Raw genomic sequence first — 24,147 nt, forward strand, 5'->3', positions numbered from 1 at the left:
ATGAAGCGGCTCACGCGCCGCTCCGCGCTCGCTTCGGCGTTGGCCCTCTCCGCCTGTGGTCGCGAGGCCGCCAGCCACGCCCCTGAAGGCCAGCGGGACGCCACCCCGCTGAAGTCGATCGCCTCCACCCCGGTCGGCGCCTGCGTGCAGCACGCCCAGATCCAGGACCCGGCCTTCGCCGAGCTGTTCGCCCGCCACTACTCCCAGCTCACGCCCGAGTGGGAGATGAAGATGGAGTACATCCTCCAGGACGACGGGCGCTTCCGCTTCGACCGTCCCGACGCCATCGCCGCGTTCGCGCGGAGCCACGGGATCCGGCTCTATGGCACCACCCTGGTCTGGTACGACCAGGCCATGCCCGCCTTCCTGAAGCTGGACGGCCAGGGCCGCCCCTTCGCCGACGCCTATCGCAACTACATCCTGGCCGTCGCCGGCCGTTATCGCGGCCAGGCCGTGGGCTGGGACGTGGTCAACGAGGCGGTGGCGGACAACGGCGTGGATCTGCGCCAGTCGATCTGGACCCGCAATCTCGGTGTCGACGAGCACATGGTCCTAGCCTTCCACCACGCCAAGGAAGCCGACCCGAACGCGGTGCTGTTCGTCAACGAATACCACCTGGAGAACAACCCGACCAAGCGCGCGACGTTCATGCGCATGGTCGAGCGCCTGTTGAAGGCCGGCGCGCCGATCGGCGGCATCGGCACCCAGAGCCACCTGGATCTCGACTTCACGCGTCCGGGCATGGGCCGCGCGGCGATGCGCGAGCTGGCCAGCTTCGGCCTGCCGATCCACGTCTCGGAGCTGGACATCTCGCTGGGCGAGAAGCCCGACTTCTCGCGCCTGCCCGACCTGCGGAACCGTCAGGCCGAGCTGACCCGCGAGCTGGCGGAAGCCTATATGGCCCTGCCGCGCGAGCAGCGCTTCGCCTTCACCGTCTGGGGCCTGCGCGACCGCGACTCCTGGCTGCGCGGCCAGTCGGGCCAGCGGCCCACCGACCAAGGCCTGCCCTTCGACGACGCCGGCCGGCCCAAGCCGATGTTCCAGGCGCTGGCGGAGGTGCTGTCGGGGTAGAGGGGGCGTTTTTCCCCGAACCCCGTTCTCATACACCAAATCTCAAGCCGCTCCTCCCATGGTGCCGCTATGAAACTGATCCACGCCCTCCAGGACATGGACAGCGAGAACTCGCTGTCGGCGCGCTTCCGTCGGGCGCGGGCCGCCCGCGTGGTCGCCCTGATCGAGAAGACCTTCGCCGAGCGCGGCCAGTGCCGCATCGCCGACCTCGGGGGCGAGCCGACCTACTGGAACATCCTGTTCGACCGCCAATTCCTCGAGGCGAACAAGGTCCATATCAGCCTGTTCAACCCACAGCCGTTCACCGTGGATGACCCGCTGTTCACGGCCGCCGTCGGCGACGCCTGCGACATGCACGAGCATGCCGACGACAGCTTCGACCTGGTCCACTCCAACTCGGTGATCGAGCACGTCGGCGACTGGGTCCGCATGGAGGCCTTCGCCAAGGAGTGCCGCCGCCTGGCGCCGCGCTACTACGTGCAGACGCCGTATTTCTGGTTCCCGGTCGAGCCGCACTTCTCCTCGCCGTTCTTCCATTGGCGCTCGGAGCAGACGCGGGCCAAGCTGCTGATGAAACGCCCGCACGGCTTCTCGCAAAAGGCCCCGGACATCGGCGCGGCCATGCGCGACGTCCAGCACGCCCGGCTGCTGGACAAGGCCCAGTTCACGTTCCTCTATCCCGACGCCCGCCATGTGGACGAGAAGGTCCTGTTCCTGACCAAGTCGCTGATCGCGATCCGCGACTAGGGCGCCGACATGTGGGGGTTCGCGCAGACCGAGAGCATGAAGGCGGGCGCCAAGGCCGCGGCCCTGGTCTGCGCCTATGTCGCGGGCCTGGCCTACAGCCTGTTCCTGGCCGGCGCCACGCACAACATCCCGACCATCTGGACCGCCAACGCGGTGGCGACCGCCGCCGTCATGGTTCTGAACCGCCGCCAGGCCCTGACCTTCATGGTCGCCAGCGCGGTCTTGCACATCACGCTGGAGCTGGTTGTCGGCTTGCCGGTCCGCTTCGTCCTGACCGCCACGGCGCTCGACGCCGTGCAGACGGTCGGCACGGCCGTCCTGCTGCGCTGGATGCGCGTTCCGACCCGCGTGCGCGATCCGCGCGGCCTGTTCCTGGTCATCGCCGTCGCCTCGGCCGTAACGGCGATCGGCGCGATCGGGGTCAACGGCGTACTGGCCGTCAACCGCGGCCTGCCGTTCCTCCACGGCTGGAGCGACTGGGCCACGTCCAACGTCCTGGGCGTGGCGGTCGTCCTGCCCGTGGTCCTGATCCTGCTGGACCACCGGCATCGGGAGGGTTTTCACGTCCGCCCGCTCGAAGCCGCCGGGACCCTGCTGCTGGTGGCGACGACCTCATCCCTGGTGTTCGTCAACGACGAGAGCTTCCAGGTTCTGCTGTTCGCTCCGGCCCTGCTGGCCGCGTTCCGAGGCGGCCCGCGCGCGGTCGCCGTGGTGGTCACCACCTCGATGGCCGTGGCCATTCCGGCGGTCCTGCAGCGCACCGGCCTGGACATCCGCGTGGCCCTGGCCCCGCTGCGTCACGCCCTGGTTTTTCACGTCGTGCTGTACGTCGTCAGCTTCGTGGCCGCCCTGGCCCTCAGCCGGCAGGCGCGCCTGCAAGCCCTGCTGATCCGCCGCCAGTCGGCCGCCCGCGCCGCCCAGGCCCGCGCCCAGGCCGCCAGCCAGGCCAAGTCCGACTTCCTGGCCACGATCAGCCACGAGATCCGCACCCCGCTGAACAGCATCCTGGGCTTCGCGTCCCTGGTGGCCGACGACCCGAACCTGTCGCCCGAGAACCGTCGCCACCTGGACCTGGTCGGCCGCGCCGGCCGCTCGCTGGCCGAGATCGTCGGCGACCTGCTGGACTTCGCCAAGGTCGAGGCCGGTCGCCTGGACCTGGCCCTGACCCCGACCTCGCCCGCCGCCCTGCTGCGCGACACGGTGGCCATCATCGCCCCCGAGGCGGCCGCCAAGGGCCTGACCCTGAGCACGGCCTTCGACGCAACGGGCGAGAGCGACGTCGACGCGCCCCTGGCCCTGGACGAGACCCGCCTGCGCCAAGTGCTGCTGAACCTGCTGGCCAACGCCCTGAAGTTCACCGCCGAGGGCGGCGTCACCGTCAAGCTCACCGCCGGCCCCGCGCCCGGCGCCCTGCGCTTCGAGGTGATCGACACCGGCATCGGCATCGCTCCCGAGGTGCAGGCCCGCCTGTTCCAGCGCTTCTCCCAGGCCGACAGCTCGATCAGCCGCAGCTATGGCGGCACCGGGCTTGGTCTCGCCATCAGCAAGGCCCTGGTCACCCGCATGGGCGGCGCGATCGGGGTCGAGAGCCAGCTGGGCGAGGGCGCGCGCTTCTGGATCGAACTGACGGCCGAGCCGGCGGCCCTCCCCGCCCCCGTCCACCGCCCGGCCCCGCGCACCGCCGCCGAGCGCGCGGCGCGCGTGCTGCTGGTCGACGATCACCCGATGAACCGCGAGCTGGGCAAGGCGCTGCTAACCCTGGCCGGCTGCGAGGTGGTCACCGCCGACGACGGCGCCCAGGCCGTGGAGATCGTCCAGGTCGGCGACTTCGACCTCGTCCTGATGGATGTTCACATGCCGGGCATGGACGGCCTGGCCGCCGCCCGCGCCATCCGCGCCCTGCCCGGTCCGATCGCCGCCATCCCGATCGTCGCGCTCAGCGCCGACGTCCTGCCCCAGCAGATCGCCCGCTGCCGCGCCGCCGGCATGGACGACCATGTCGCCAAGCCGATCCGTCGCGAGGAGCTGATCGCGGCGGTGGTCCGGGCGCTGGACGGGCGTGGCGAACCGGCCGAGGCGGCCAGCGCCTAGGCCGCGCCTCGCGCCAGGTTCGCGACCTCCATGATTTTCGCGGTCATGGTTCCTACCTAGGGTCTCAGTCCTCGACCGAACGGAGCCCGCCCCATGCCTCTCGTGCGCATCTCGCTGCTCAAGGGCAAGCCGCCCGAATATCTGCGCGCCGTCGCCGACGGGGTGCATGCGGCCCTGGCCGAGACCTATACCGTCCCGCCCGACGACCGCTTTCAGCTGATCGACCAGTACGAGCCCGGCGCCTTCATCTACGACCCCGACTATCTGGGCGTTCATCGCACCGACGACCTGGTGATGGTCCAGATCACGGCTGCGGCGACGCGGGATACGGCGACCAAGCAGGCGCTCTACAAGGCGATCGTCGCGCGGCTGACCCGCGATCCGGGCCTGCGCCCCGAGGATGTGATGATCACCATCATCCCCAACCAGCGCGAGGACTGGTCGTTCGGCCACGGCCTGGCCTCGTACGTAAAGGACTAGCCGCCGCCCAGACCGCGCTCACCTGGCCGCGAAGTAGTCCTTCAGCCGCTGGGCCTCGGCCGGCGTGATGGCGATGACCGCGCCGTGCTTGGGATTGGCGAAGTTCGTCGTCTTCATCGGCGAGCCGGGCTCATTGAAGCGGCCGATGTTCTTGAAGCGGATGAAGTCGGTGGTTTCCGAAAAGCCCATGTTGTTCTTCGGCTTGGCTCCGAACACGTCGTACATCAGAACGTAGGTGTCCGAGCCGTGGCGGCGCCAGAGATTGGGCGCTTCGGTGCCGACGGTCTCGGGATCGACCTTGGCCGGATCGAACACCCAGCCGGCGTTGATCTGGTCGGAGATCGCCTGGCGCAGATAGCCCGGCTTGTCGTGGGCCACGTAGAACAGGTGGTACTTGCCGCCGATCTTGGTGATGTCGCCGTCGATCGCGCTCTTGCCGGCCACCGGATAGGTGAACAACGGCTTGGGCGCGCTGGTCAGCGTCGTGAAGGCGGCATTGGCGTAGCTGTAGACGAGGTGGTCGGGGCCGGTCCCGGTTCGCGTCGTGAAGTAGACCATCAGCGCCTTGGCCGCCGGATCCCAGATGGTCTCCGGAGCCCAGGCCGCGCCCAGGTCCTTGACCTCGTCGAACAGGTCGTCGACCGCCACCCGCGCGTGGGTCCAGTGGATGAGGTCGAAGGACTTCATCAGGATCAGGTTCTTGTTGTTGCCCCAGCCGTACTCGGCCTGCGGGCGCTCCCACTGAGTGTCGCGCAGCCCCGCTTCCTTGGCGAAGATGTGCAGGTCGGTCATGGCCATGTAGAAGGCGCCGTCCGGGCCGCGCATGATGTGCGGGTCGCGCACGCCCTTCTGCTCGGCCAGCTGCGCGCCGGTGAAGATCGGCTCGCCGCCGTTGACGTCGGTGAAGGTGAAGCCGTCGGCGGACGTGGCGAAATAGACCGCGTGGGTCTCGTCCTTGAAATAGACCAGCAGGTACGCGGTCCGGGCCTTTTCGCTGGGTGCGGCGGCCGGCGCGCGGGCGGCCAGCTTGTCCACCAGCTCCAGCGACTTGGGCGACGCGAAGGCGGAGCCGCCGAGCGCCAGCAGCAGCGTGGCGACCGCGGCGGCCTTGAACAGGCGGTTCATGCGCATCGCCCTACTTCGCCGGGTCCAGGCCGATCACGGTCACCGAGTGCGGCGGCAGCTCGAGCACCGCGGCCTTGCCGCTGGCCTTCACGGCGATCGGCTTGGGCGCCACCCGGGTGGGGGCCTCGAACGTGTTGAAGCTGCCCATCTGGTCGCCGGACAAGGTCTCGCCCTTGGCGCCCGCCGCGACATAGCCGGCCACGGCGGCGTCGATGCGCAGCGGCTGGTTAGGATCCAGGTTGGTCAGGGACAGCCACAGCTTGCCGTCCTTGCCGACCGCGGCGACGGCGTCCAGGCGCGGCAGGCTGACGTCGCCCGCCTTGTAAGTCCCAGCGTCGTAGGCCAGCGGCACGAACCGGGCGTCCTGGAACGGCGTGTACATCCGGAACACGTGATAGGTCGGCGTCAGCAGCATCTTCTCGCCGCTGGTCAGGACCATGGCCTGCAGGACGTTGACCATCTGGGCGACGTTGGCGCCCTTCACCCGGTCGGCGTGGCGCGCGAAGATGTTGAGGTTCAGGGCCGCGACGATGGCGTCGCGTTGGGTGCTCTGCTGATAGAGCGACGAGCCGGGCGCGCCGTCCTCGACCTTGAACCAGGTCCCCCACTCGTCGACGAACAGGCCGACCTTCTTCTCGGGGTCGTACTTGTCCATGATCGCGACGTGCTTGCTGACCAGCTCCTCCATCCACAGGGTGGTCTTCAGCAGGGATGCGTACTTGGCCTCGTCGAAGCCGGTCGCCTGCTCGCTGGCCTTGGGCCAGGTGTAGCTGTGCAGGGAAAGGCCATCGATGTCCCAGCTCCACACCTTCTTGGACCAGGCCTGCATCACCGTCTCGGTCCAGGCGTAGTCGTCGCGGTCGGGGCCGACCGCGATCTTCAGCATCTTCTGGTCGCCGGTCTTCTGGGCCGGGTTGTAGTTCTTGGCGAAGTTCGAGAACCGCCGCATGTCGTGGACGTATTCGGCGGCCGTCATCGAGCCGCCGCAGCCCCAGGACTCGTTGCCCAGGCCCAGCATCGCCACCGTGTAAGGCTTGTCGCGGCCATTGGCGGCCCGCAGCTTGCCCAGCTCGGTCGGCTGGTCGGTGGTCATGTATTCCAGCCAGTCGGCCGCTTCCTGCGGCGTCCCCGCCCCGACATTCACCGAGACATAGGCCCGCGACCCGATCTGGTCGACGAAGTCCATGAATTCGTGAGTGCCGAACGCGTTGGTCTCCAGAACGCCGCCCCAGCTGGAATTGATCGTCGCCGGGCGATCCTTCCCGACGCCCTTCTTCCAGTGGTACTCGTCGGCGTAGCAGCCGCCCGGCCAGCGGACGTTCGGGATCTTCAGCGCCTTCAGGGCTCCGACGACGTCGTTGCGGACGCCGCGGGTGTTGGGGATCTTCGAATCCGGCCCGACCCAAACGCCTTCGTAGACGCCGCGGCCAAGGTGCTCGGCGAATTGTCCGAGTATATTCCTATTGATGACCGGGCCGGGCTTGGCGGCATCCGCCGTCACGGTGATCTCGGGCGTGGCGGCCTGGGCGGAAAGCGCCATCGCGGCGGCGATGACAAGCGGCGCGGCGAACCCAAACGGCCTCATGACGATTTCCGATCCCTAGTGTTTTTGTCTGACTATTTGCAGCCTAAATGGCAGCGGTGGGCGATTGTCAAGATCGAGACACGAATAATGATATCGTTATCACAAATCCCTCTCTCATCGAGAGAGGGAGGGGCCCGCCGCCGGCAGGCGGTGGGAGGGTGAGAGGTTACACTCTCTCAGAATGAAGTTCGGGGGAGGACTAAGGGCGGCGCACGCGGCGTCCAGGCGAGGGTTCGCCCGCGCCTCGCTGCAAGCATCTTGAACTGAATGGAGGCTTTCCGGCTGGCGGTGAAACCTCTCACCCTCCCACCGCTACGCGGCGGGCCCCTCCCTCTCTCTCAGAGAGAGGGAACTCGGTGGTTCACAACGAAAAACGCCCCGGCCTTGCGACCGGGGCGTCTTGTGTTCTGACCGAAGTCCGGACGCTTACGAGTCCAGGAAGCTCCGCAGCTTCCGCGACCGCGACGGGTGCTTCAGCTTGCGCAGGGCCTTGGCCTCGATCTGGCGGATGCGTTCGCGGGTGACCGAGAACTGCTGGCCGACTTCTTCCAGGGTGTGGTCGGTGTTCATGCCGATGCCGAAGCGCATGCGCAGCACGCGCTCTTCACGCGGCGTCAGCGAGGCCAGCACGCGGGTGGTGGTTTCGCGCAGGTTGCTCTGGATGGCCGCGTCGATCGGCAGGACGGCGTTCTTGTCCTCGATGAAGTCGCCCAGGTGGCTGTCTTCCTCGTCGCCGATCGGCGTCTCGAGGCTGATCGGCTCCTTGGCGATCTTCAGGACCTTGCGGACCTTTTCCAGCGGCATGGCCAGCTTTTCGGCCAGCTCTTCCGGGGTCGGCTCACGGCCGATCTCGTGCAGCATCTGGCGGCTGGTGCGGACGATCTTGTTGATCGTCTCGATCATGTGCACCGGGATGCGGATCGTGCGGGCCTGGTCGGCGATCGAGCGGGTGATCGCCTGGCGGATCCACCAGGTGGCGTAGGTCGAGAACTTGTAGCCGCGGCGATATTCGAACTTATCGACGGCCTTCATCAGGCCGATGTTGCCTTCCTGGATCAGGTCCAGGAACTGCAGGCCGCGGTTGGTGTACTTCTTGGCGATCGAGATCACGAGACGCAGGTTGGCCTCGACCATTTCCTTCTTGGCCTGACGGGCCTCGCGCTCGCCCTTCTGCACGGTCTGGACGATGCGGCGATAGTCGTCGATCGGCACGCCGGTCTCGGTGGCCAGGGCGGCGATCTCGCCACGGATGTCGGTGACCGACTGGGCGTCGTTCTCGACGAACTTGGTCCAGCGCACGCCCATGCTCTTGACCTGATCCGACCAGGTCGGGTTCAGCTCCGAGCCGAAATAGGCCTTCAGGAACTCGCCGCGGCTGATGCCGTAGCTGTCGGCCAGGCGCAGCAGGCGGCCTTCCAGGCCGATCAGGCGCTTGTTGATCGCATAGAGCTGCTCGACCAGAGCCTCGATGCGGTTGTTGTTCAGCTTCAGCGTCTTCAGGTGCTGGATGATGGTCTGCGACAGACCTTCATAGGCCTTGCGGTCGGCGTCGGTCAGATCCTCGCCCTTCAGGCGGCTGCCGACCAGCTTGTCCTGCAGCTTGCGGAAGCTTTCGAACTCGCTGGCGATGGCGTCCAGGATGGCCATCACGCCTTCGCGCAGCTCGCCTTCCATGGCGCTGACGGTCGGACCGGCGCCGTCGTCGAAATCGTCGTCGTCCTCGCCTTCGCCCTCAGGCTTGGGTTCGGCGCCGGCTTCCTCGTCGACCGGTTCGGCCGGTTCGGCGTCCTCGGCGGCCGGCTGGGCGGCGACGCCGTTGATGGCGGCGTAGGTGCCCTCCAGGTCGATCACTTCGCGCAGCAGGATGCGGCCCGTGCCCAGTTCCTCGCGCCACACCATGATGGCTTCGAAGGTCAGGGCCGACTCGCAGAGGCCGCGGATCATCGTGTCGCGGCCGGCCTCGATACGCTTGGCGATGGCGATTTCGCCCTCGCGCGACAGCAGCTCGACCGAACCCATTTCGCGCAGATACATGCGCACGGGGTCGTCGGTGCGGTCGTAGGCGGCCGGCTTGTCGCTGGTGATGACCGTGGTGTTCTCGTCGCGGGTGGCGACTTCGCCGCCCTCGGAACCTTCGGCGTCCTCTTCGGCCTCGACGACGTTGACGCCCATCTCGCTGAGCATGGCCAGCGTGTCTTCGATGGCGTCGGGGCTGACTTCCTCGGACGGCAGCACCTTGTTCAGCTCGTCCATGGTGACGTAGCCGCGGGCTTTCGCCTGCTTGATGAACTTCTTGACGCCGGCGTCGGTCAGGTCGAGCAGCGGGCCGTCACCACCGGTGGTTTCGGGCGCTTCCGTCTCGGCCGAGGAATTGTTGCTCATCAAGCTCTCCGAAATCGACACCGCCGTCTGTGCAAGAGCGGCGCCGAAAAAATCCGTTTCGAAAAGGCCTTACCAGCCCGGCCAGCGCTGTGACTCAGCGCACTCCCAAGGATCACGTTCCCGTCAGAAGCCGTCCGGCCACGCGCTCAATCGCCATGTGGAAGGGCTCCGCGGGAAACCCGGCGGAGGCCGTAAGGCGTGAACGCGGCCTGACGCCTCCCTGTTCGGGTAGACGACCACTGGGGACCTGGGGCCGCGGCGAGGGTGACATCCTATTTCGATGAGGGCGCGCGCAACGGCGGCCCGAGCGATGTCAATCAGCTGCTTGGCAAATCCTTGAGTCGGCATGTGGCTTTGGGTGACGCCGGTGTCAAGATGGGACGGAAGGTTCCGGTCACATATATTGACGGCTGTGGCGCTGCTTTTTGCGCGCTGTGGCCTAGTGCAGCACCTGCGACACCAGCTCGGGATCGGTCCAGCCGCCGCTGTCGATCAGCCGCTTCACCGCGTCGCGCTCGGTCTTCAGGCGGATCAGGGTGTTGGAGTCGCCCTCGTGGGCCAGGTCGGTCTTGGCCTCGTCGACCGCCCGCTCGAGGGCCGTCAAGCGGATCAGCAGGTCGAACGCCTGCGACCAAAGGCCACGGATCGCCGCCTCCGGGCTCTGGGCCGCGCTCTGGCCGGCGTCCAGCGCCTTCACGTGGGCGGCCGAGCGCTCCAGGGCGGCCAGGGTCGCGTCGTCGTAGCCGACCGAGGCCAGGCGCCCGCGCAGCATCTTGGTTTCGACGTGGTCGGCGTCCATGCGCAGGTTGACCAGCTCGTGGGCGATGGCGTCCAGGCGGTGATCGCCGAAGCCCTGGGCCATCAGCACCTCGATCCGGTCGTCGACCACCTTGGGATCGCGGAGCGCGGCGACCAGCAGCGCGGCCGAGAACGGGCGCGGGGCCTGCTGCAGGACCTGGGCGGCATGGCGGCCTTCGGGCGTCGAGCCGGCCAGCGGCGGGGTCTTGCCGAAGCGGCGCGGCCCGTTGTTGTCCCAGCGTTGCCGCGAGAGCGCCCGGCCCGCGTCGCTGGCGTCGGCCTTGACCCGCCGCGCCGCCCGCATCTCGTCGAGGCGGTCCAGCAGCTCTTCCTTGTAGGCGTGGGCCAGGTCCTTGTCGGCGATCGTCGCCGCCAGGGTGCGCAGCCGGACCTTCAGGTTGGTGCGCTGCTCGGGCGTATCGAAGGGCTCGATCTCCCTCTCGCGTTCGAACAAAGCCTGGACGAACGGCTTGGTGTCGTTGAGCTGGGCCTTCAGCGCCGCCGGCCCCTGCTCGCGCAGCACGTCGTCGGGATCCTTGCCGCCGACCGGCATCGAGAACCGGAACGAACGGCCGGGCTTCAAGAGCGGCAGGGCGCGGTCGATCGAGCGGTGGGCGGCGCGCTGGCCGGCCTTGTCGCCGTCGAAGCACAGGGTCGGTTCGGGATGCAGGCGCCACAGGGCCTCCATCTGCTCCTCGGTCAGGGCCGTGCCCATGGCCGCCACGGCCGGGACGCCCGCCCGCTGGCAGGCGATGACGTCCATATAGCCCTCGACGACCACCATCGGCGGCTTCTCGCCACCGCTCTGGCCGGCGTGCAGGATCTTGCGGGCCTCGAACAGGCCGTACAACACCCGACTCTTATGGAAGAGGCTGGTCTCGGGACCGTTCAGGTACTTGGCGCGGGCCTGCGGATCCATGGCCCGGCCGCCGAACGACACGACCTTCCCCCGGCCGTCGGTGATCGGGAAGATGATCCGGTCGCGGAAGCGGTCATAGGGCTGACCGCCGTCCTCGGGCGCGATCAGCACGCCGGCGTCGACCAGGTCGCCCGGCTTGGCCCCCTTGGCGATCAGATAGTCCTTCAGGCCGGTGCGGTTGTTCGGCGCGAAGCCGACGTGGAAGCGGGCCCACTCGCTCTCGGGCAGGCCGCGTTTTTCAAGGTAGGCGCGCGCCTCCTTGCCCACGGGCCGGCGCAGCTCGCTCTCGAACCAGGCGGCGGCCAGCTCCATCCAGTCGCCCAGGGACGAGCGTTTCTGCTCCTCGCGGGCGGCGCGCGGATCGACCTCGGGCAGGCTCATGCCCGCCTCGGACGCCAGCCGCTCGACCGCCTCGGCGAAGGTCAGCCGCTCGGTCTCCTGCAGGAAACTGATGATGTCGCCGTGCTTGCCGCTGGAGAAGCAGTGGTAGAAGCCCTTCTCGTCGTTGACGAAGAACGACGGGCTCTTTTCCTTGGTGAACGGCGACAGCCCCGCGTACTCGCGCCCCTGCCGGCGCAGCTTCACCGTCTTGCCGACCACGTCGGACGGGCGAAGGCGGGACTTCAGTTCTTCGAGGAAGCGGTCGTCGAAACGCATCTAGGAGTGGGCGGCGCGCGAGAAGTTAACGCGTTACCATATGGGGACGCCCTGCGTCCGTATCGGTCGCCAGCCATGTTCCACAGCTTTGTGCACAGTTTTGGCCCGCAGATCTCAAGCTCGGCACTAGGAACACCGTTTCCGGCCCGTCCGTTTTGAACGTTGGGGCGCCTCGACGCGCCCTTCGCCCAGAACGCCACGGAGAAGACCCATGCCGCAAAGATGGAACGATCACGAAGGCCGCTTCGACGTCGAGCCGGACCGCGACCTCGACCAGGACCGAGGCTACGGCTACGACGCCTCTCGCCGGGCCGACCCGGCCTATGACAACGCCTATCGCGGCGGCCGCCGACGCGGCGGCGGCCAGTTCCTGCGCGCGGCCCAGCAGGGCGGCGACATCGGCTATGGCCGGGTGCGTTCGAGCGCGGACTATGGCGCCGGCGCCGGCGGCTATCGGCAGCCGGGCGACTGGGGCCGCGTGGGCGGCCACGATTTCGGCGGCGCGACCGGCGACTACGGCGCCAGCGGCTATTCCGGCCCGACGGCCGACTATGGCGACGAGCGCTATTTCGACCACCGCGACCGGGACCGCTACGACTATGGCGACCCCAGCGGCGAGCGCGGCTATCGCGCCTTCGCCCCGCGTCGCCCCCGCCCGCCGTACGAAGCGGGTCACGAGGAGCGCACCTGGTTCGACCGCGCGCGCGACGAGGTCTCCTCGTGGATGGGCGACCACGACGCCTTGCATCGGCGCGAGCACGACGCCGTCGCGCGCGGCGAGCACCGGGGCCGCGGGCCCAAGGGCTACCGTCGCTCGGACGAACGGATCCGCGAGGATGTCAGCGACCGCCTGACCGACGACTCCTGGCTGGACGCCGCCGGCATCGAGGTTTCGGTGTCGAACGCCGACGTGACCCTGTCGGGCACGGTCCGCTCACGCGAGGACAAGAAGCGCGCCGAAGCCCTGGCCGAGCGCGTCTCGGGCGTCGACAACGTCCAGAACAACCTGCGGGTCGATCGCGGAACGGAGGCCGGGATAGCCACTGGGACGGATCGAGACACGGACCGGCCCGCGCCGATCGTGCCGCTGTCCGACCCGATGGGCTGACGCAAGATCCTCCCCCGCGATGCGGGGGAGGTGGCCCGGAGGGCCGGAGGGGGCCAGCTCGGCTTAAATCGGCGCTTGCCCCCTCAGTCGCTCCGCGACAGCTCCCCCGCTCGCGGGGGAGCATCTATTTCGGGTTGCCGATCGGTCGCTAAGTTTCGGGGCTGAAACGAAAAGTCGTCCCTGTACCCATGTTCTGCTTGTCGAGGCCAACTTGCCCTCGACAAGCCGGGGTTAACGCCACAAACATCCCGACTTCTCGCCGCGGGAGGCACGCCCGCGCGCCGCATTGGGGTGTTTCGTGAAAGCGCTGTTCTTCTCCGTCTCCGTCCTGTCCCTGGTCGCGACCGCGGCCCTGGCTCAAACGCAGCCGCTGCCGGAGTCGGCCCCGCCCACCCCGCCGATCGCGGCCCCGCGCGACGTCCCCTATGCCGGGACGCTGAAGCTCACCGTCGACGCCACCGACCTGGACCGCAAGATCTGGAACGTCACCACGACCATGCCGGTCAACAAGGCCGGCGACTTCGTGTTCCTGTATCCCCAGTGGGTCCCGGGCGGCCACTCGCCGCGCAACGATCTCGACAAGCTGGCCGGCCTGGTGGTCACGGCCAACGGCAAGCGCATTCCGTGGGTGCGTGACGTGGTCGAGGTCAGCGCCTTCCACGTCGACGTCCCGGCCGGCGTCACCGAGCTGCAGATCAGCTACCAGTTCCTGACCGCCGTCGAGGGCAAGGTCGGCCGCATCGAGGTCACGCCCGAGATGCTGAACCTGCAATGGCTGCAGGTGACGATGTACCCGGCCGGCTACTACACTCGCCAGATCCCGATCGAGGCCAGCGTCAAGCTGCCGGACGGCTGGAAGCTGGCCACCGCCTTGGAGACGGCCAAGACCGACGGCCCGGTCACGACCTTCAAGACCACCACGGTCGAGACCCTGGTCGACTCGCCGATCTTCGCCGGCAAGTACTTCAAGTCGATCGACCTGGATCCGACCGGCCCGGCCCCGGTGCGCCTGAACCTGGTCGCCGACCGTCCCGAATATCTGGAAGCCAAGCCCGAGCAGATCCAGATCCACAAGGACCTCGTCCAGCAGGCCTACAAGCTGTACGGCTCGCACCACTACGACCACTACGACTTCCTGGTGGCGATGTCCGACAACCTGGGCGGCATCGGCCTGGAGCACCATCGCTCTTCGGAAAACCGGGTCGCGCCGAAATACTTCACCGAGTGGGACAAGAACTTCGTCGGCCGCGACCTGCTCAGCCACGAATACACCCACTCGTGGAACGGCAAGTTCCGTCGCGCCGCCGACCTGTGGACCCCGAACCTGAACGTGCCGATGCGCGACAGCATGATGTGGGTCTACGAGGGCCAGACCCAGTACTGGGGCAACGTCCTGGCCGCCCGCTCGGGCCTGCTGACCAAGCAACAGGCCATGGACTCGATCGCCGCCACCGCCGCGCTCTACGACAACCGCCGCGGCCGCGACTGGCGTCCGGTGCAGGACACCACCAACGACCCGATCATCGCCAACCGCAAGCCGCTGTCGTGGCTCAGCTGGCAGCGCAGCGAGGACTACTATTCCGAAGGCCTGCTGGTCTGGCTCGACGCCGACACCCTGATCCGCGAGAAGACCGGCGGCAAGAAGTCGCTGGACGACTTCGCCAAGGCCTTCTTCGGCGTCGACAACGGCTCGTACGTGCCGCACACCTACACGTTCGAGACCGTGGTCGACACGCTGAACGGCGTCTACGCCTATGACTGGGCCAGCTTCCTGAAGACCCGTATCCAGGAGGTCCAGGAGAAGGGCCCGCTGGATGGCCTGGCGCGCGGCGGCTACAAGCTGGTCTATACCGACACCCCGACCGAGTTCATGAAGTCGGCCGAGACCAAGGCCAAGAACACCCCGCTCAGCTACTCGCTGGGCCTGACGGTGGGTTCGGACGGCGTGCTGACCGACGTGCAGTGGGGCGGTCCGGCGTTCAAGGCCGGCCTGACCCAGGGCCTGACGGTCGTGGCGGTCAACGGCGAGGCCTTCGACGGCGACAAGCTGAAGGCGGCGGTCACCGCGGCCTCCAAGCCGGACGGCCAACTGGTCGAGCTGCTGCTCAAGGACGGCAGCCGCTACAAGATGGTCAAGATCGACTATCGCGGCGGCCTGCGCTACCCGCGCCTGGAGAAGGTCGCCGGCGTTCCCAGCCGCCTGGACGACATTCTGACGCCGCGCAAATAGCGACATTCGCGCGCAGGTTGCGAGCGGTTCGCGGCCTGCGACGAAATGCGGAAGGGCGGGAAGCCGACACTTGTGTCAGCTTTCCGCCTGTTCAAACCCTCTGAACGCGTACCGAAAAAGGGCCCGCTCCCTCTCCCAAAGGCGGGCCCTTTTTTACGCCGGGACCTCAGGCTCACGGATTACGGCGAGTTCACTAGATCCGCTACGCATGTAGCGCTACACCTGTAGCGTCAACAGCCGCGCGGAGACCGTCGTGATCGAATCCCTGCCCAGACGCGAACGCGAGGTGTTCGAAGCGCTGTGCCGGCTGGAGGCCAGCACCACCGCCGGCGTCCGCAACGCCCTGTCCGACCCGCTCAGCGACTCCGCCGTCCGCACCATGCTGGCGCGGCTGGAGGCCAAGGGCCTGGTCGAGCGCACGGCTGGCCCCGACGGTTTCCTGTATCGCCCCGCCCAGCAGACCGAGGCAGTCGCCGCCGGCGCCCTGCGGCGGATGATCGACACCTTCTTCGCCGGCTCGGCCGCCAGCGCCGCCACCGCCCTACTGGGCCTTGGCCAACGCCTCACGCCCGAGGAGGCCGCCGCCCTGGAGCGGGTCATCGACAAGGCCGTGGAGCGCAAACCATGAGCTGGATCGTCCTCGCCTCTCTGTTGGCCAAGTCCAGCCTGATCGCCGGCGCGGGTCTCGCCTGCGCCCGCTTCCTGGCTCAGCGCCCCGCCGACCGGGCGGACATCCTGCGGGCCACGGTCTGTCTGCTGCTGGCTCTGCCCATCGTCACCGCCCTGCTGCCGACCCTGGACCTGGCGCTGCTGCCCGCCCTCGCGCCTGACCCGGCGCTTCCGGCTGCGGCGATGACGGGCGAAGCCGGACCGGCCGCCATTCCCGACACCTCGGACGCCGCGTCCTGGCGCGCGCCGACCCGCATCGTCGGGACCCTGTGGCTGCTCGGGGTCGTCGCCATCGCCGGACGCCTGGCCCTGGGGCTGCGCACCCTGGACCGCTGGACCCGCAAGGGCGATGCGGTGACCCGGGCCGACTGGCTGGACACGCTGGACCGCCTGGCCCCCGCCGACCGTCCCAACCTGGTGTCCAGCGACCGCCTGGCCGGTCCGATCAGCTGGGGCGTCGCGCCCGGCCATATCGTCCTCGACCCGGCCAGCGTCGCCGACGGCCGCGCCGCGCCCGCCATCCTGGCGCACGAGCTGGCCCACCTGCGCCGCCATGACTGGGTGTTCCTGATCCTGTCGCGGCTGGCCCTGGCGCTGTTCTGGTTCAACCCGCTGGTCTGGCGCCTGCAAGCCGCCCTGATCGACCGCTCGGAAGAGGCCGCCGACGCGGCCGCGCTCGAGAGCGTCGACCGCACCCTCTACGCCCGCGCCCTGGTTCGCCTGGCCGCCCATCCCATCGCTCATCCCGCTTCGGGCGTCGCCATCGCCATGGCCGCCGACAGCCGGACCCTGAAGACAAGGATCGCCTGCATCATGACGAACACGTCCGCGCGCCGCCGTCCCCTGACGGTCGCCCTCACCGTCCTCGCCCTGGCCGCCGTGGCTACGCCGCTGGCCGCCCTGGCCGTGACGCGCCAGGACTGGGTCGCGCCGCCTCCGCCGCCAGCTCCGCCGCCGCCGCCGGCCGCGATGGGCGCTCCGCCCGCGCCGCCCCTGCCACCGGCCCCGCCCGCGCCGCCCGCCTTCCGCGCCCCGCCGGCTCCGCCGGCGCCTCCAGCCCCGCCCCCTCCGCCGCCGCCGCGCGCCGGCAGCCACGTCCACATCCACAACAGCTTCCGAGCCCCCACCCCGGAGGAGATCCGCGCCGCCGACGAAGCCCGCGCCCACGCCGAAGACGCTCGAGCCCAGGCCGAAGAAGCGCGGGCCGAGGCCGAGGAAGTCCGCGCCCACATCCAGGAGGCTCGCCGCCGTGGCGAGGAGGCGCGCGCCCAGGCCGAGATCGCCCGCCGGGCCGGCGACCAGGCCCGCATCGAAGCTCAACGCGCCCGCATGGAAGGCGACCGCGCCCGGCGCGAAGGTGAACGGGCCAGGGCCGAAGGCGAACGCGCCAGAGCCGAGGGCGAACGCGCTCGCCAGCGCGCGGCGCGGGAAATGGTCCGGGCGCGCGCCCAGATGGCCGACGGCGCCGACCAGATGCGCAATGGGGCCCGCGAGATGCGCGCCGAAGCCGCCCGCCTGCGCGATCCGGCCTATCGCGCCAAGCAGATCGCCGAGAACCGCGCGCGCGGCCAGACCGTCACCGACGCCGAGCTGCTGGAGCTCTCCAACCGCTTGCCGACCCAGGCCGAGCACCTGGAGCGCCAGGCCGATCGGCTGGCCGAGCGGGCTCGCGAGCCGAGCTAGGTCCCGCCAATATCCTGTCATCCCGGAAGCCTCGGAGAGGCTATCCGGGACCGCCGAAAACTCTGAGCCTGTTGCGGTCCCGGCTCTCCGCTTCGCTGCGGCCGGGATGACAGAGAGCGTTAGACCCGCCCAGCCAACGCCCGGATATCGGCCGCCGCTTCGGACAGGTCATCGTTCAGCTGGTGATCGCGCCCCGCGAGTTTGCGCGCCACCGCTTGCGGAATCGCCTTCGCATAGAGGTCGAGATGTTCGGGCGGCACGTCGGCGTCCTGGTCGCCCTGATAGAGGCGCACCGGTGTCGCCGACGGAAGTTTCGCACCGAGGTCGGCGCCGAACGCGACCTCCTCGCTGGCCCAGCCGCCTTCGCCGAAGAACGGCGGCGCGATCAGGAAGACCCCGGCCAGCGGCCGGACGGGCGGCTCCCGGGAAAGCCCCAGGGCTATGACCGTCCCGCCGAAGGAATGGCCGACCAGGACGGCGCCGTCGTCCAGCTTGCCGAGCTCTTCCTCGAGCGCCGTGACCCACCGGTCAAAACCGGGATCACCCTCGTCGGGCATGCGCGGATAGCGGACCTCGTAGTCGGGGCCCAGTTCGCGCTTCAGGCTGTCGACCAGCTTGCTGTCCCAGTCGTCGTACGTGCCCGCGCCGCCGCCCTGGATGAAGAGAACCTGCGTCGTCATGGCGACCTCCTCCCTAGACCTTGCGCAGCATCATATGCGCCGCCCGCGACGACGGGACGTAGCCCGCCATCTCATAGCCTAGCGCCGGCAGGTCCAGACCGGCCAGCAGCGGTTCGCCCGAGCCCAGCACGATCGGCGCGACCACCAGGTGCAGCTCGTCGATCAGGCCCGCCGTCAGGTACTGACGCACAGTCGAGGCCCCGCCGCCGATCCCGACGTCCTGCTCGCCGGCCGCCGCCTTGGCCTGCTCCAACGCCGCCAGCGCGCCGTCGGTGACGAAGTGGAAGCTGTTGCCGCCCTCCATCTCGAACGACGGCCGCGCGTGATGGGTCAGCACGAACACCGGCGAGTGGTACGGCGGGTTCGGACCCCACCAGCCCTTCCAGTCGAAGTCCGGCCAGTCGCCGCGCACCGGGCCGAACATGTTGCGGCCCATCACCCACGCCCCAATCCCGTCGGTGATGGCGTCGGCGAAGCGCTTGTCGACCGGGTCCATCTCCGGCGCGAAGGCCCACTGATGCAGGTCTTCACCGCCGACGCCCAGCGGGTTGTCGAGCGACTGGTCCGGACCGGCCGCGAAGCCGTCCAGGGAGATGCTGAAATTACGAACGCGAACCTTGCCCATGTCGGCCTCCAAAACCGATTGCAATTTGAAACTGGTTGTATCCTGCACGACTGATTGTATTCTGCAACTGGTTTTTGCGAGGACGCGGTTTTGCCCCCCCACCCGAAGGCGGACGAACAGAGGTCGGGTTGCCCGATCAACCTGACCCTGGAGGCGCTGGGCGACCGGTGGAGCCTGATCGTCATTCGCGACATCATGTTCGGGAACCGCCGCCACTTCCGCGAGCTGATGGCGGGATCGCAGGAGGGCATCGCCTCCAACATCCTGGCCAGCCGCCTGAAGGCGCTGGTCGAGAACGGCCTGCTGTCCAAGGCCGAGGACCCCAGCCACAAGCAGAAGGTGACCTATAGCCTGACCGAGAAGGCCATTCAGCTGGTGCCGATGCTGGCGGTGATGGGGGCCTGGGGCCGCAGGTACATGCCGGTGACGCGCGAACTGGCCATCCGCGCCGAGCTGCTGGAGGACGGCGGGCCGGAGCTGTGGTCGCGATTGATGGACGAGCTGCGGGTCCAGCACCTGGGCGCGCCAGCCCCGCCCGAAGGCCTGACCGTGTTCCGCCAGTTGCGTGAGGCCTACGAGGCCGCCTGCTCCGAAGGTCAGAAATGAGACCGGTACCATTTATGGCTTGAGTGGTCTGACAACCGCCCGCATAGTGCCAGGCAACGGCGGCCCCTGAGAGCCGCCAGCACTGTGCGCAAGCCTCGGGGAAACGCCATGACCACGACCATTACCCGCCGCCTGTTCGGCGCGAGCCTCGCCGCCCTTTCGGCCGCCGCCCTGCCTGGTGCTTCGTTCGCCGCCGACAAGGCGCCGAAGAAGGCTGGCGACAAGCCGCTCTACAAGGATCCGACCCAGCCGATCGACGCCCGTGTCCAGGACCTGCTGGGCCGCATGACGCTGGAAGAAAAGGCCGCCCAGCTGATCGGCATCTGGCTGACCAAGGCCAAGATCCAGACGCCGGAAGGCGACTTCTCGCCCGAGGAGGCCAGCAAGAACTTCCCCAACGGCCTGGGCCAGATCTCGCGCCCCACCGACCGCCGGGGCCTGAAGCCCGCCACCGTGGTGGGCGCCGCCGCCGGGGCCGAGGACGGCTCGATCGGCCGCAACGCCCCGCAGACCGCCAAATATACCAACGCCGCCCAGAAGTGGGCCGTCGAGAAGACGCGCCTGGGCATCCCGCTGCTGATGCACGACGAGGCCCTGCACGGCTACGTGGCCCGCGACGCCACCAGCTTCCCGCAAGCCATCGCCCTGGCCTCGACCTTCGATCCCGAATTGGCCGAGAAGATCTTCAGCGTCGCCGCCCGCGAGATGCGCGCCCGGGGCTCGAACATGGCCCTGGCCCCCGTGGTCGACGTGGCCCGCGATCCGCGCTGGGGACGTATCGAAGAGACCTATGGCGAGGACCCGCACGTCTGCGCCGAAATGGGCCTGGCGGCGATCCGGGGCTTCCAGGGCGCGACCCTGCCGCTGGCCAAGGACAAGGTCTTCGCCACCCTCAAGCACATGACCGGCCACGGCCAGCCCGAGAACGGCACCAATGTCGGCCCGGCCCAGATCGCCGAGCGCACCTTGCGCGAGAACTTCTTCCCGCCGTTCGAGCGCGCGGTGACCGAGCTGCCGGTCCGCTCGGTGATGCCGTCGTACAACGAGATCGACGGCGTCCCCTCGCACGCCAACCACTGGCTGCTGACCAAGATCCTGCGCGAGGAGTGGGGCTACAAGGGCTCGGTGCAGAGCGACTATTTCGCGATCAAGGAGCTGATCGCCCGCCACAAGCTGACCAACGACCTGGGCGACACGGCGGTGATGGCCCTGCACGCCGGCGTCGATGTCGAGCTGCCGGACGGCGAGGCCTACGCCCTGATCCCCGAGCTGGTGAAGGCCGGCCGCATCCCGCAGTTCGAGGTCGACGCCGCCGTCGCCCGCGTGCTGACGATGAAGTTCGAAGGCGGCTTCTTCGAAAACCCCTATTGCGACGAGAAGACCGCCGACGCCAAGACCGCTACGCCGGACGCCGTGGCCCTGGCCCGCGAGGCCGCCCGCAAGGCCGTCGTCCTGCTGAAGAACGACAAGAGCCTGCTGCCGCTGGACGGCAAGAAGATAAAGCGCCTGGCCTTGCTGGGCACTCACGCCAAGGACACCCCGATCGGCGGCTATTCCGACGTCCCGCGTCACGTGGTGTCGCTGCACGAGGGCCTGACCGCCGAGGCCAAGGCCCAGGGCTTCCAGCTCGACTACGCCGAGGCCGTGCGGATCACCGAGAAGCGCATCTGGGCGCAGGACGAGGTCAAGTTCGTCGACCCGGCCGTCAACGCCAAGCTGATCGCCGAGGCCGTCGAGGTCGCCAAGAATGCCGACGTGGTGCTCATGGTGCTGGGCGACAACGAGCAGACCAGCCGCGAAGCCTGGGCCGACAACCACTTGGGCGACCGCGACAGCCTGGACCTGATCGGCCAGCAGAACGATCTCGCCAAGGCGATCTTCGACCTGGGCAAGCCGACGGTGGTGTTCCTGCTGAACGGCCGCCCGCTGTCGATCAACCTGCTGGCCCAGCGCGCCGACGCCATCATCGAGGGCTGGTACCTGGGTCAGGAGACCGGCAACGCCGCCGCAGACATCCTGTTCGGCCGCGCCAATCCGGGCGGTAAGCTGCCGGTCAGCATCGCCCGCGACGTCGGCCAGCTGCCGATCTACTACAACCGCAAGCCCACCGCCCGCCGCGGCTATCTGGGGGGCGACACCAGCCCGCTGTATCCGTTCGGCTTCGGCCTGTCGTACACCACCTTCGACATCTCGGCCCCGCGCCTGGCCAAGGCCAGGATCGGCCAAGGCGAGAGCACCAAGGTCGAGATCGATGTCGTCAACACCGGCAAGCTCGCCGGCGATGAAGTGGTCCAGCTCTACATCCACGACGAGGCCGCCTCGGTGACCCGTCCGGTGCTGGAGCTGAAGCACTTCAAGCGCGTCACCCTCGCGCCAGGGGCCAAGACCACGGTGACCTTCGAGATCAAGCCGTCGGACCTGTGGATGTGGAACCTGGACATGAAGCGCGTGGTCGAGCCGGGCGACTTCTCGATTCTGGTCGGCCCGAACTCGGTGGACCTGAAGAAGGCGACGCTGACGGTGGCTTAGCGCATCACATCCTGTCATCCCGGGCGGCATAGCCGACCCGGGACCGCCGCAAGCGCCGAGCTTGCCGCGGTCCCGGCTCTTCGCTTCGCTGCGGCCGGGATGACACGCTAGTTTCAAAGATAGAGCCGTCCGAAGGCGGCCGTTGGAGGACTCCCCATGCGTCGTCTCGCGCCGTTCCTGCTGGCCGCCCTCATCGCGGCGCCAGCCACCGCCCAGCCCTTGCTGAACGGCCTGTTCGCCGACCACGCCGTGGTCCAGCGCGATCGTCCGCTGCCTGTCTTCGGAACCGCCAAGCCCGGCGAGACGGTCACCGCCACCTTCGCCGGCCAGACCCTGAGCGCCCAGGCCGGCCCCGATGGCGCCTGGCGGGTCGACTTTCCCGCCAAGCCAGCCGGCGGCCCCTACACGCTGACCGCCGCCGCCGGCTCGGCCAGCCAGAGCGTCAGCGACGTCCTGGTCGGCGACGTTTGGCTATGCTCGGGCCAGTCGAACATGGAGATGCAGGTCAGCGCCGCCGGCGACGCCTGGAACCAGATCAACAACGGCGCGCCCAGCGACACCCTCCGCATGGCCACGATCGAAAAGGCCGACGCCCGCGCCCCCGCCGCCGACTTCAAGAAACCGCCGGTCTGGAAGCCCACCAACAAGGACACCGTTGGATCGTTCTCAGCCGCCTGTTTCTATTTCGCCCGCGAGCTGCAGAAGACCCGCGACGTGCCGATGGGCCTGGTCCACGCCTCGTGGGGCGGGTCGGGCATCGAGGCCTGGATGACGCCCAAGGCCCTGCGCCAGGTCGGCGGCTACGACATCGCCATCGAGACCCTGAACCTTTCGTTGAAGGATCCCGTCGCCGCCAACCGGATCTGGGGCGAGACGATGAAAAGCTGGTGGGGCGGTCGCCATACCGGCGAGAGCCCGATCGCCCCCTGGACCGGCGCCGGCTCTTGGACGCCCGCGCCCGAAGGCCTGGGCGTCTGGGAGCGCTGGGGCGTGCCGGCCCTGGCCGCCTTCAACGGCGTCGTCTGGTTCAAGACCGAGGTCACCCTGACCAAGGCTCAGGCCAAGCAGGCCGCGACCCTGGGCGTGGGCCAGGTCGACGAGATGGACACCACCTATGTCAATGGCGTCGGGATCGGCGCGACCTCGGGCGCTTGGCTCGACCGCGCCTATCCGCTGGCGGCTGGTGCGCTAAGGCCCGGCAAGAACAGCATCGTCGTGGCGGCCTACGACACCTGGGCCAATGGCGGGATGTACGGCGATCCGGCCAAGCGCGCCCTGACCCTGGCCGACGGGACGCGCCTGCCGCTGACCGCCTGGACCTATCGCATCGAGCCGAAGACCGGGGCCGAGCCGCCGCGTTCGCCTTGGGACACCCTGGCCGGGGTCTCGACGCTGTACAACGGCATGCTGGCCCCGATGGGCCCGTACGCCTTCGCCGGCTTCGCCTGGTACCAGGGCGAGACCAATGTCGGCCGCGACAAGACCTACGCCCCGCTGCTGCGAGCCCTGATGGCCGAGCGCCGCGAGGGCCAGGCGCCCGACATGCCGGCCCTGGTCGTGCAGTTGGCCGACTATGGCGACTTCGCCGACAAGCCCGGCCTTCCCGCCCCGACCGCCGCCCTGCGCGACGCCCAGCGCCGCGCCGTGGCCGCCGATGGCCACGTCGGGCTGGCGGTCACCCACGACATCGGCGACCCGTTCGACATCCACCCGGCCAACAAGCAGGAGGTCGGCCGCCGCCTGGCCCTGGCCGCCCGCCGCGTCGCCGGCGAGGCGGTGACCACCGGACCCGAGGTCGTCGCGGCCAAGCGGGTTGGCGACACCGTCGTGGTCAGCTTCGCCCAGGTCGGCGGGCGCCTGGTGACGCGGGGCTCGGATCGGGTGATCGGCTTCGAACTTTGCGACACCGCCTGCCGCTGGGCCGACGGGCGGATCGAGGGGAACACCGTGGTGCTGAGCGGGACCGGGACCTCAATGGCCACGAAGGTCCGCTTCGCCTGGGCCGACAGCCCGACCTTCAACCTGTTCGACGCCTCGGGCCTGCCGGCGGGGCCGTTCGAGGCGGAGGTGAAGTAGTGCCCTTCAGGTCCAAATATCCCGACCTCCCCGGCGAACGCCGGGGCCCAGATTCATCCGGAGAGTTTGGGGTGTTCGCGCCCATT

Annotated in this window: 17 protein-coding genes; 11 read left to right on the top strand and 6 right to left on the bottom strand. The window is 68.8% G+C overall.

Going from position 1 to position 24,147, the window contains the following annotated elements; translation table 11 throughout:
• The 4 genes from ASC70_RS06330 (at position 1) to ASC70_RS06345 (ending at position 4,389) form a co-directional block, all read left to right on the top strand.
• On the top strand, positions 1–1,071 hold the full coding sequence (locus ASC70_RS06330) for an endo-1,4-beta-xylanase (RefSeq protein WP_056047685.1): 1,071 nt from the start codon (positions 1–3) through the stop codon (positions 1,069–1,071).
• Positions 1,072–1,140: 69 nt separating this feature from the next.
• Entirely contained in the window at positions 1,141–1,818 is a 678-nt protein-coding gene (locus tag ASC70_RS06335) for a class I SAM-dependent methyltransferase (protein WP_047407870.1), read from the top strand.
• Positions 1,819–1,827: 9 nt separating this feature from the next.
• Positions 1,828–3,909, top strand: a complete 2,082-nt coding sequence (locus ASC70_RS06340; protein ID WP_056047689.1) for an ATP-binding protein — start codon at positions 1,828–1,830, stop codon at positions 3,907–3,909.
• 93 nt (positions 3,910–4,002) lie between these two features.
• Complete coding sequence (locus ASC70_RS06345) at positions 4,003–4,389, top strand: tautomerase family protein (RefSeq protein ID WP_056047693.1); 387 nt, start codon at positions 4,003–4,005, stop codon at positions 4,387–4,389.
• A gap of 18 nt (positions 4,390–4,407) precedes the next feature.
• Here the strand turns inward: ASC70_RS06345 and ASC70_RS06350 are convergent, their stop codons facing one another.
• The 4 genes from ASC70_RS06350 to dnaG all read right to left on the bottom strand — a co-directional run bounded on the left by ASC70_RS06350 (position 4,408) and on the right by dnaG (position 11,855).
• Positions 4,408–5,514, bottom strand: a complete 1,107-nt coding sequence (locus ASC70_RS06350) for a glycoside hydrolase family 43 protein (protein WP_056048480.1) — start codon at positions 5,512–5,514, stop codon at positions 4,408–4,410.
• Positions 5,515–5,524: 10 nt separating this feature from the next.
• Positions 5,525–7,099: an alpha-N-arabinofuranosidase gene (locus ASC70_RS06355; protein WP_056047696.1), complete on the bottom strand. Its 1,575-nt coding sequence runs from the start codon at positions 7,097–7,099 to the stop codon at positions 5,525–5,527.
• A 426-nt stretch (positions 7,100–7,525) separates the two neighbouring features.
• Complete coding sequence (rpoD, locus tag ASC70_RS06360) at positions 7,526–9,481, bottom strand: RNA polymerase sigma factor RpoD (RefSeq protein ID WP_047407881.1); 1,956 nt, start codon at positions 9,479–9,481, stop codon at positions 7,526–7,528.
• A 439-nt stretch (positions 9,482–9,920) separates the two neighbouring features.
• Positions 9,921–11,855 carry a DNA primase gene (gene dnaG, locus ASC70_RS06365; protein WP_056047699.1) on the bottom strand — a complete coding sequence of 645 codons (1,935 nt, stop codon included), beginning with the start codon at positions 11,853–11,855 and terminating at the stop codon, positions 9,921–9,923.
• Positions 11,856–12,066: 211 nt separating this feature from the next.
• Here dnaG and ASC70_RS06370 point away from each other — a divergent pair, with 211 nt between their 5' ends.
• The 4 genes from ASC70_RS06370 (at position 12,067) to ASC70_RS06385 (ending at position 17,545) form a co-directional block, all read left to right on the top strand.
• The gene (locus ASC70_RS06370) at positions 12,067–12,963 is read left to right on the top strand and encodes a BON domain-containing protein (RefSeq protein ID WP_056047702.1); all 897 of its coding nucleotides are present in this window, start codon (positions 12,067–12,069) and stop codon (positions 12,961–12,963) included.
• Between the two features lie 286 nt (positions 12,964–13,249).
• Positions 13,250–15,193 carry a M61 family metallopeptidase gene (locus tag ASC70_RS06375; protein ID WP_082539846.1) on the top strand — a complete coding sequence of 648 codons (1,944 nt, stop codon included), beginning with the start codon at positions 13,250–13,252 and terminating at the stop codon, positions 15,191–15,193.
• A 253-nt stretch (positions 15,194–15,446) separates the two neighbouring features.
• Positions 15,447–15,821, top strand: a complete 375-nt coding sequence (locus ASC70_RS06380) for a BlaI/MecI/CopY family transcriptional regulator (protein WP_047407888.1) — start codon at positions 15,447–15,449, stop codon at positions 15,819–15,821.
• Entirely contained in the window at positions 15,818–17,545 is a 1,728-nt protein-coding gene (locus ASC70_RS06385) for a M56 family metallopeptidase (protein WP_056047709.1), read from the top strand. The genes ASC70_RS06380 and ASC70_RS06385 overlap by 4 nt, the downstream gene beginning before the upstream one ends.
• 119 nt (positions 17,546–17,664) lie before the next feature.
• On the opposite strand, the gene ASC70_RS06390 is transcribed toward ASC70_RS06385, so the two are convergent.
• Together ASC70_RS06390 and ASC70_RS06395 are read right to left on the bottom strand one after the other, a co-directional pair.
• A complete protein-coding gene (locus ASC70_RS06390) occupies positions 17,665–18,225 on the bottom strand; it encodes an alpha/beta fold hydrolase (protein WP_056047712.1) in 561 nt (186 codons plus the stop codon).
• A 13-nt stretch (positions 18,226–18,238) separates the two neighbouring features.
• Positions 18,239–18,850 carry a dihydrofolate reductase family protein gene (locus ASC70_RS06395; RefSeq protein WP_056047715.1) on the bottom strand — a complete coding sequence of 204 codons (612 nt, stop codon included), beginning with the start codon at positions 18,848–18,850 and terminating at the stop codon, positions 18,239–18,241.
• 90 nt (positions 18,851–18,940) lie between these two features.
• Between ASC70_RS06395 and ASC70_RS06400 the strand changes: the two genes are divergently transcribed.
• From ASC70_RS06400 to ASC70_RS06410, 3 genes are all read left to right on the top strand, one after another.
• Positions 18,941–19,456, top strand: a complete 516-nt coding sequence (locus ASC70_RS06400; RefSeq protein WP_056047719.1) for a helix-turn-helix domain-containing protein — start codon at positions 18,941–18,943, stop codon at positions 19,454–19,456.
• A 108-nt stretch (positions 19,457–19,564) separates the two neighbouring features.
• Entirely contained in the window at positions 19,565–21,985 is a 2,421-nt protein-coding gene (locus tag ASC70_RS06405; RefSeq protein WP_056047722.1) for a glycoside hydrolase family 3 N-terminal domain-containing protein, read from the top strand.
• A 156-nt stretch (positions 21,986–22,141) separates the two neighbouring features.
• On the top strand, positions 22,142–24,061 hold the full coding sequence (locus ASC70_RS06410; RefSeq protein WP_056047725.1) for a sialate O-acetylesterase: 1,920 nt from the start codon (positions 22,142–22,144) through the stop codon (positions 24,059–24,061).
• Positions 24,062–24,147 lie beyond the last annotated feature (86 nt).

The sequence above is a fragment of the Caulobacter sp. Root343 genome, assembly GCF_001425745.1.
In the GTDB taxonomy this organism is placed as follows: Bacteria; Pseudomonadota; Alphaproteobacteria; order Caulobacterales; family Caulobacteraceae; genus Caulobacter.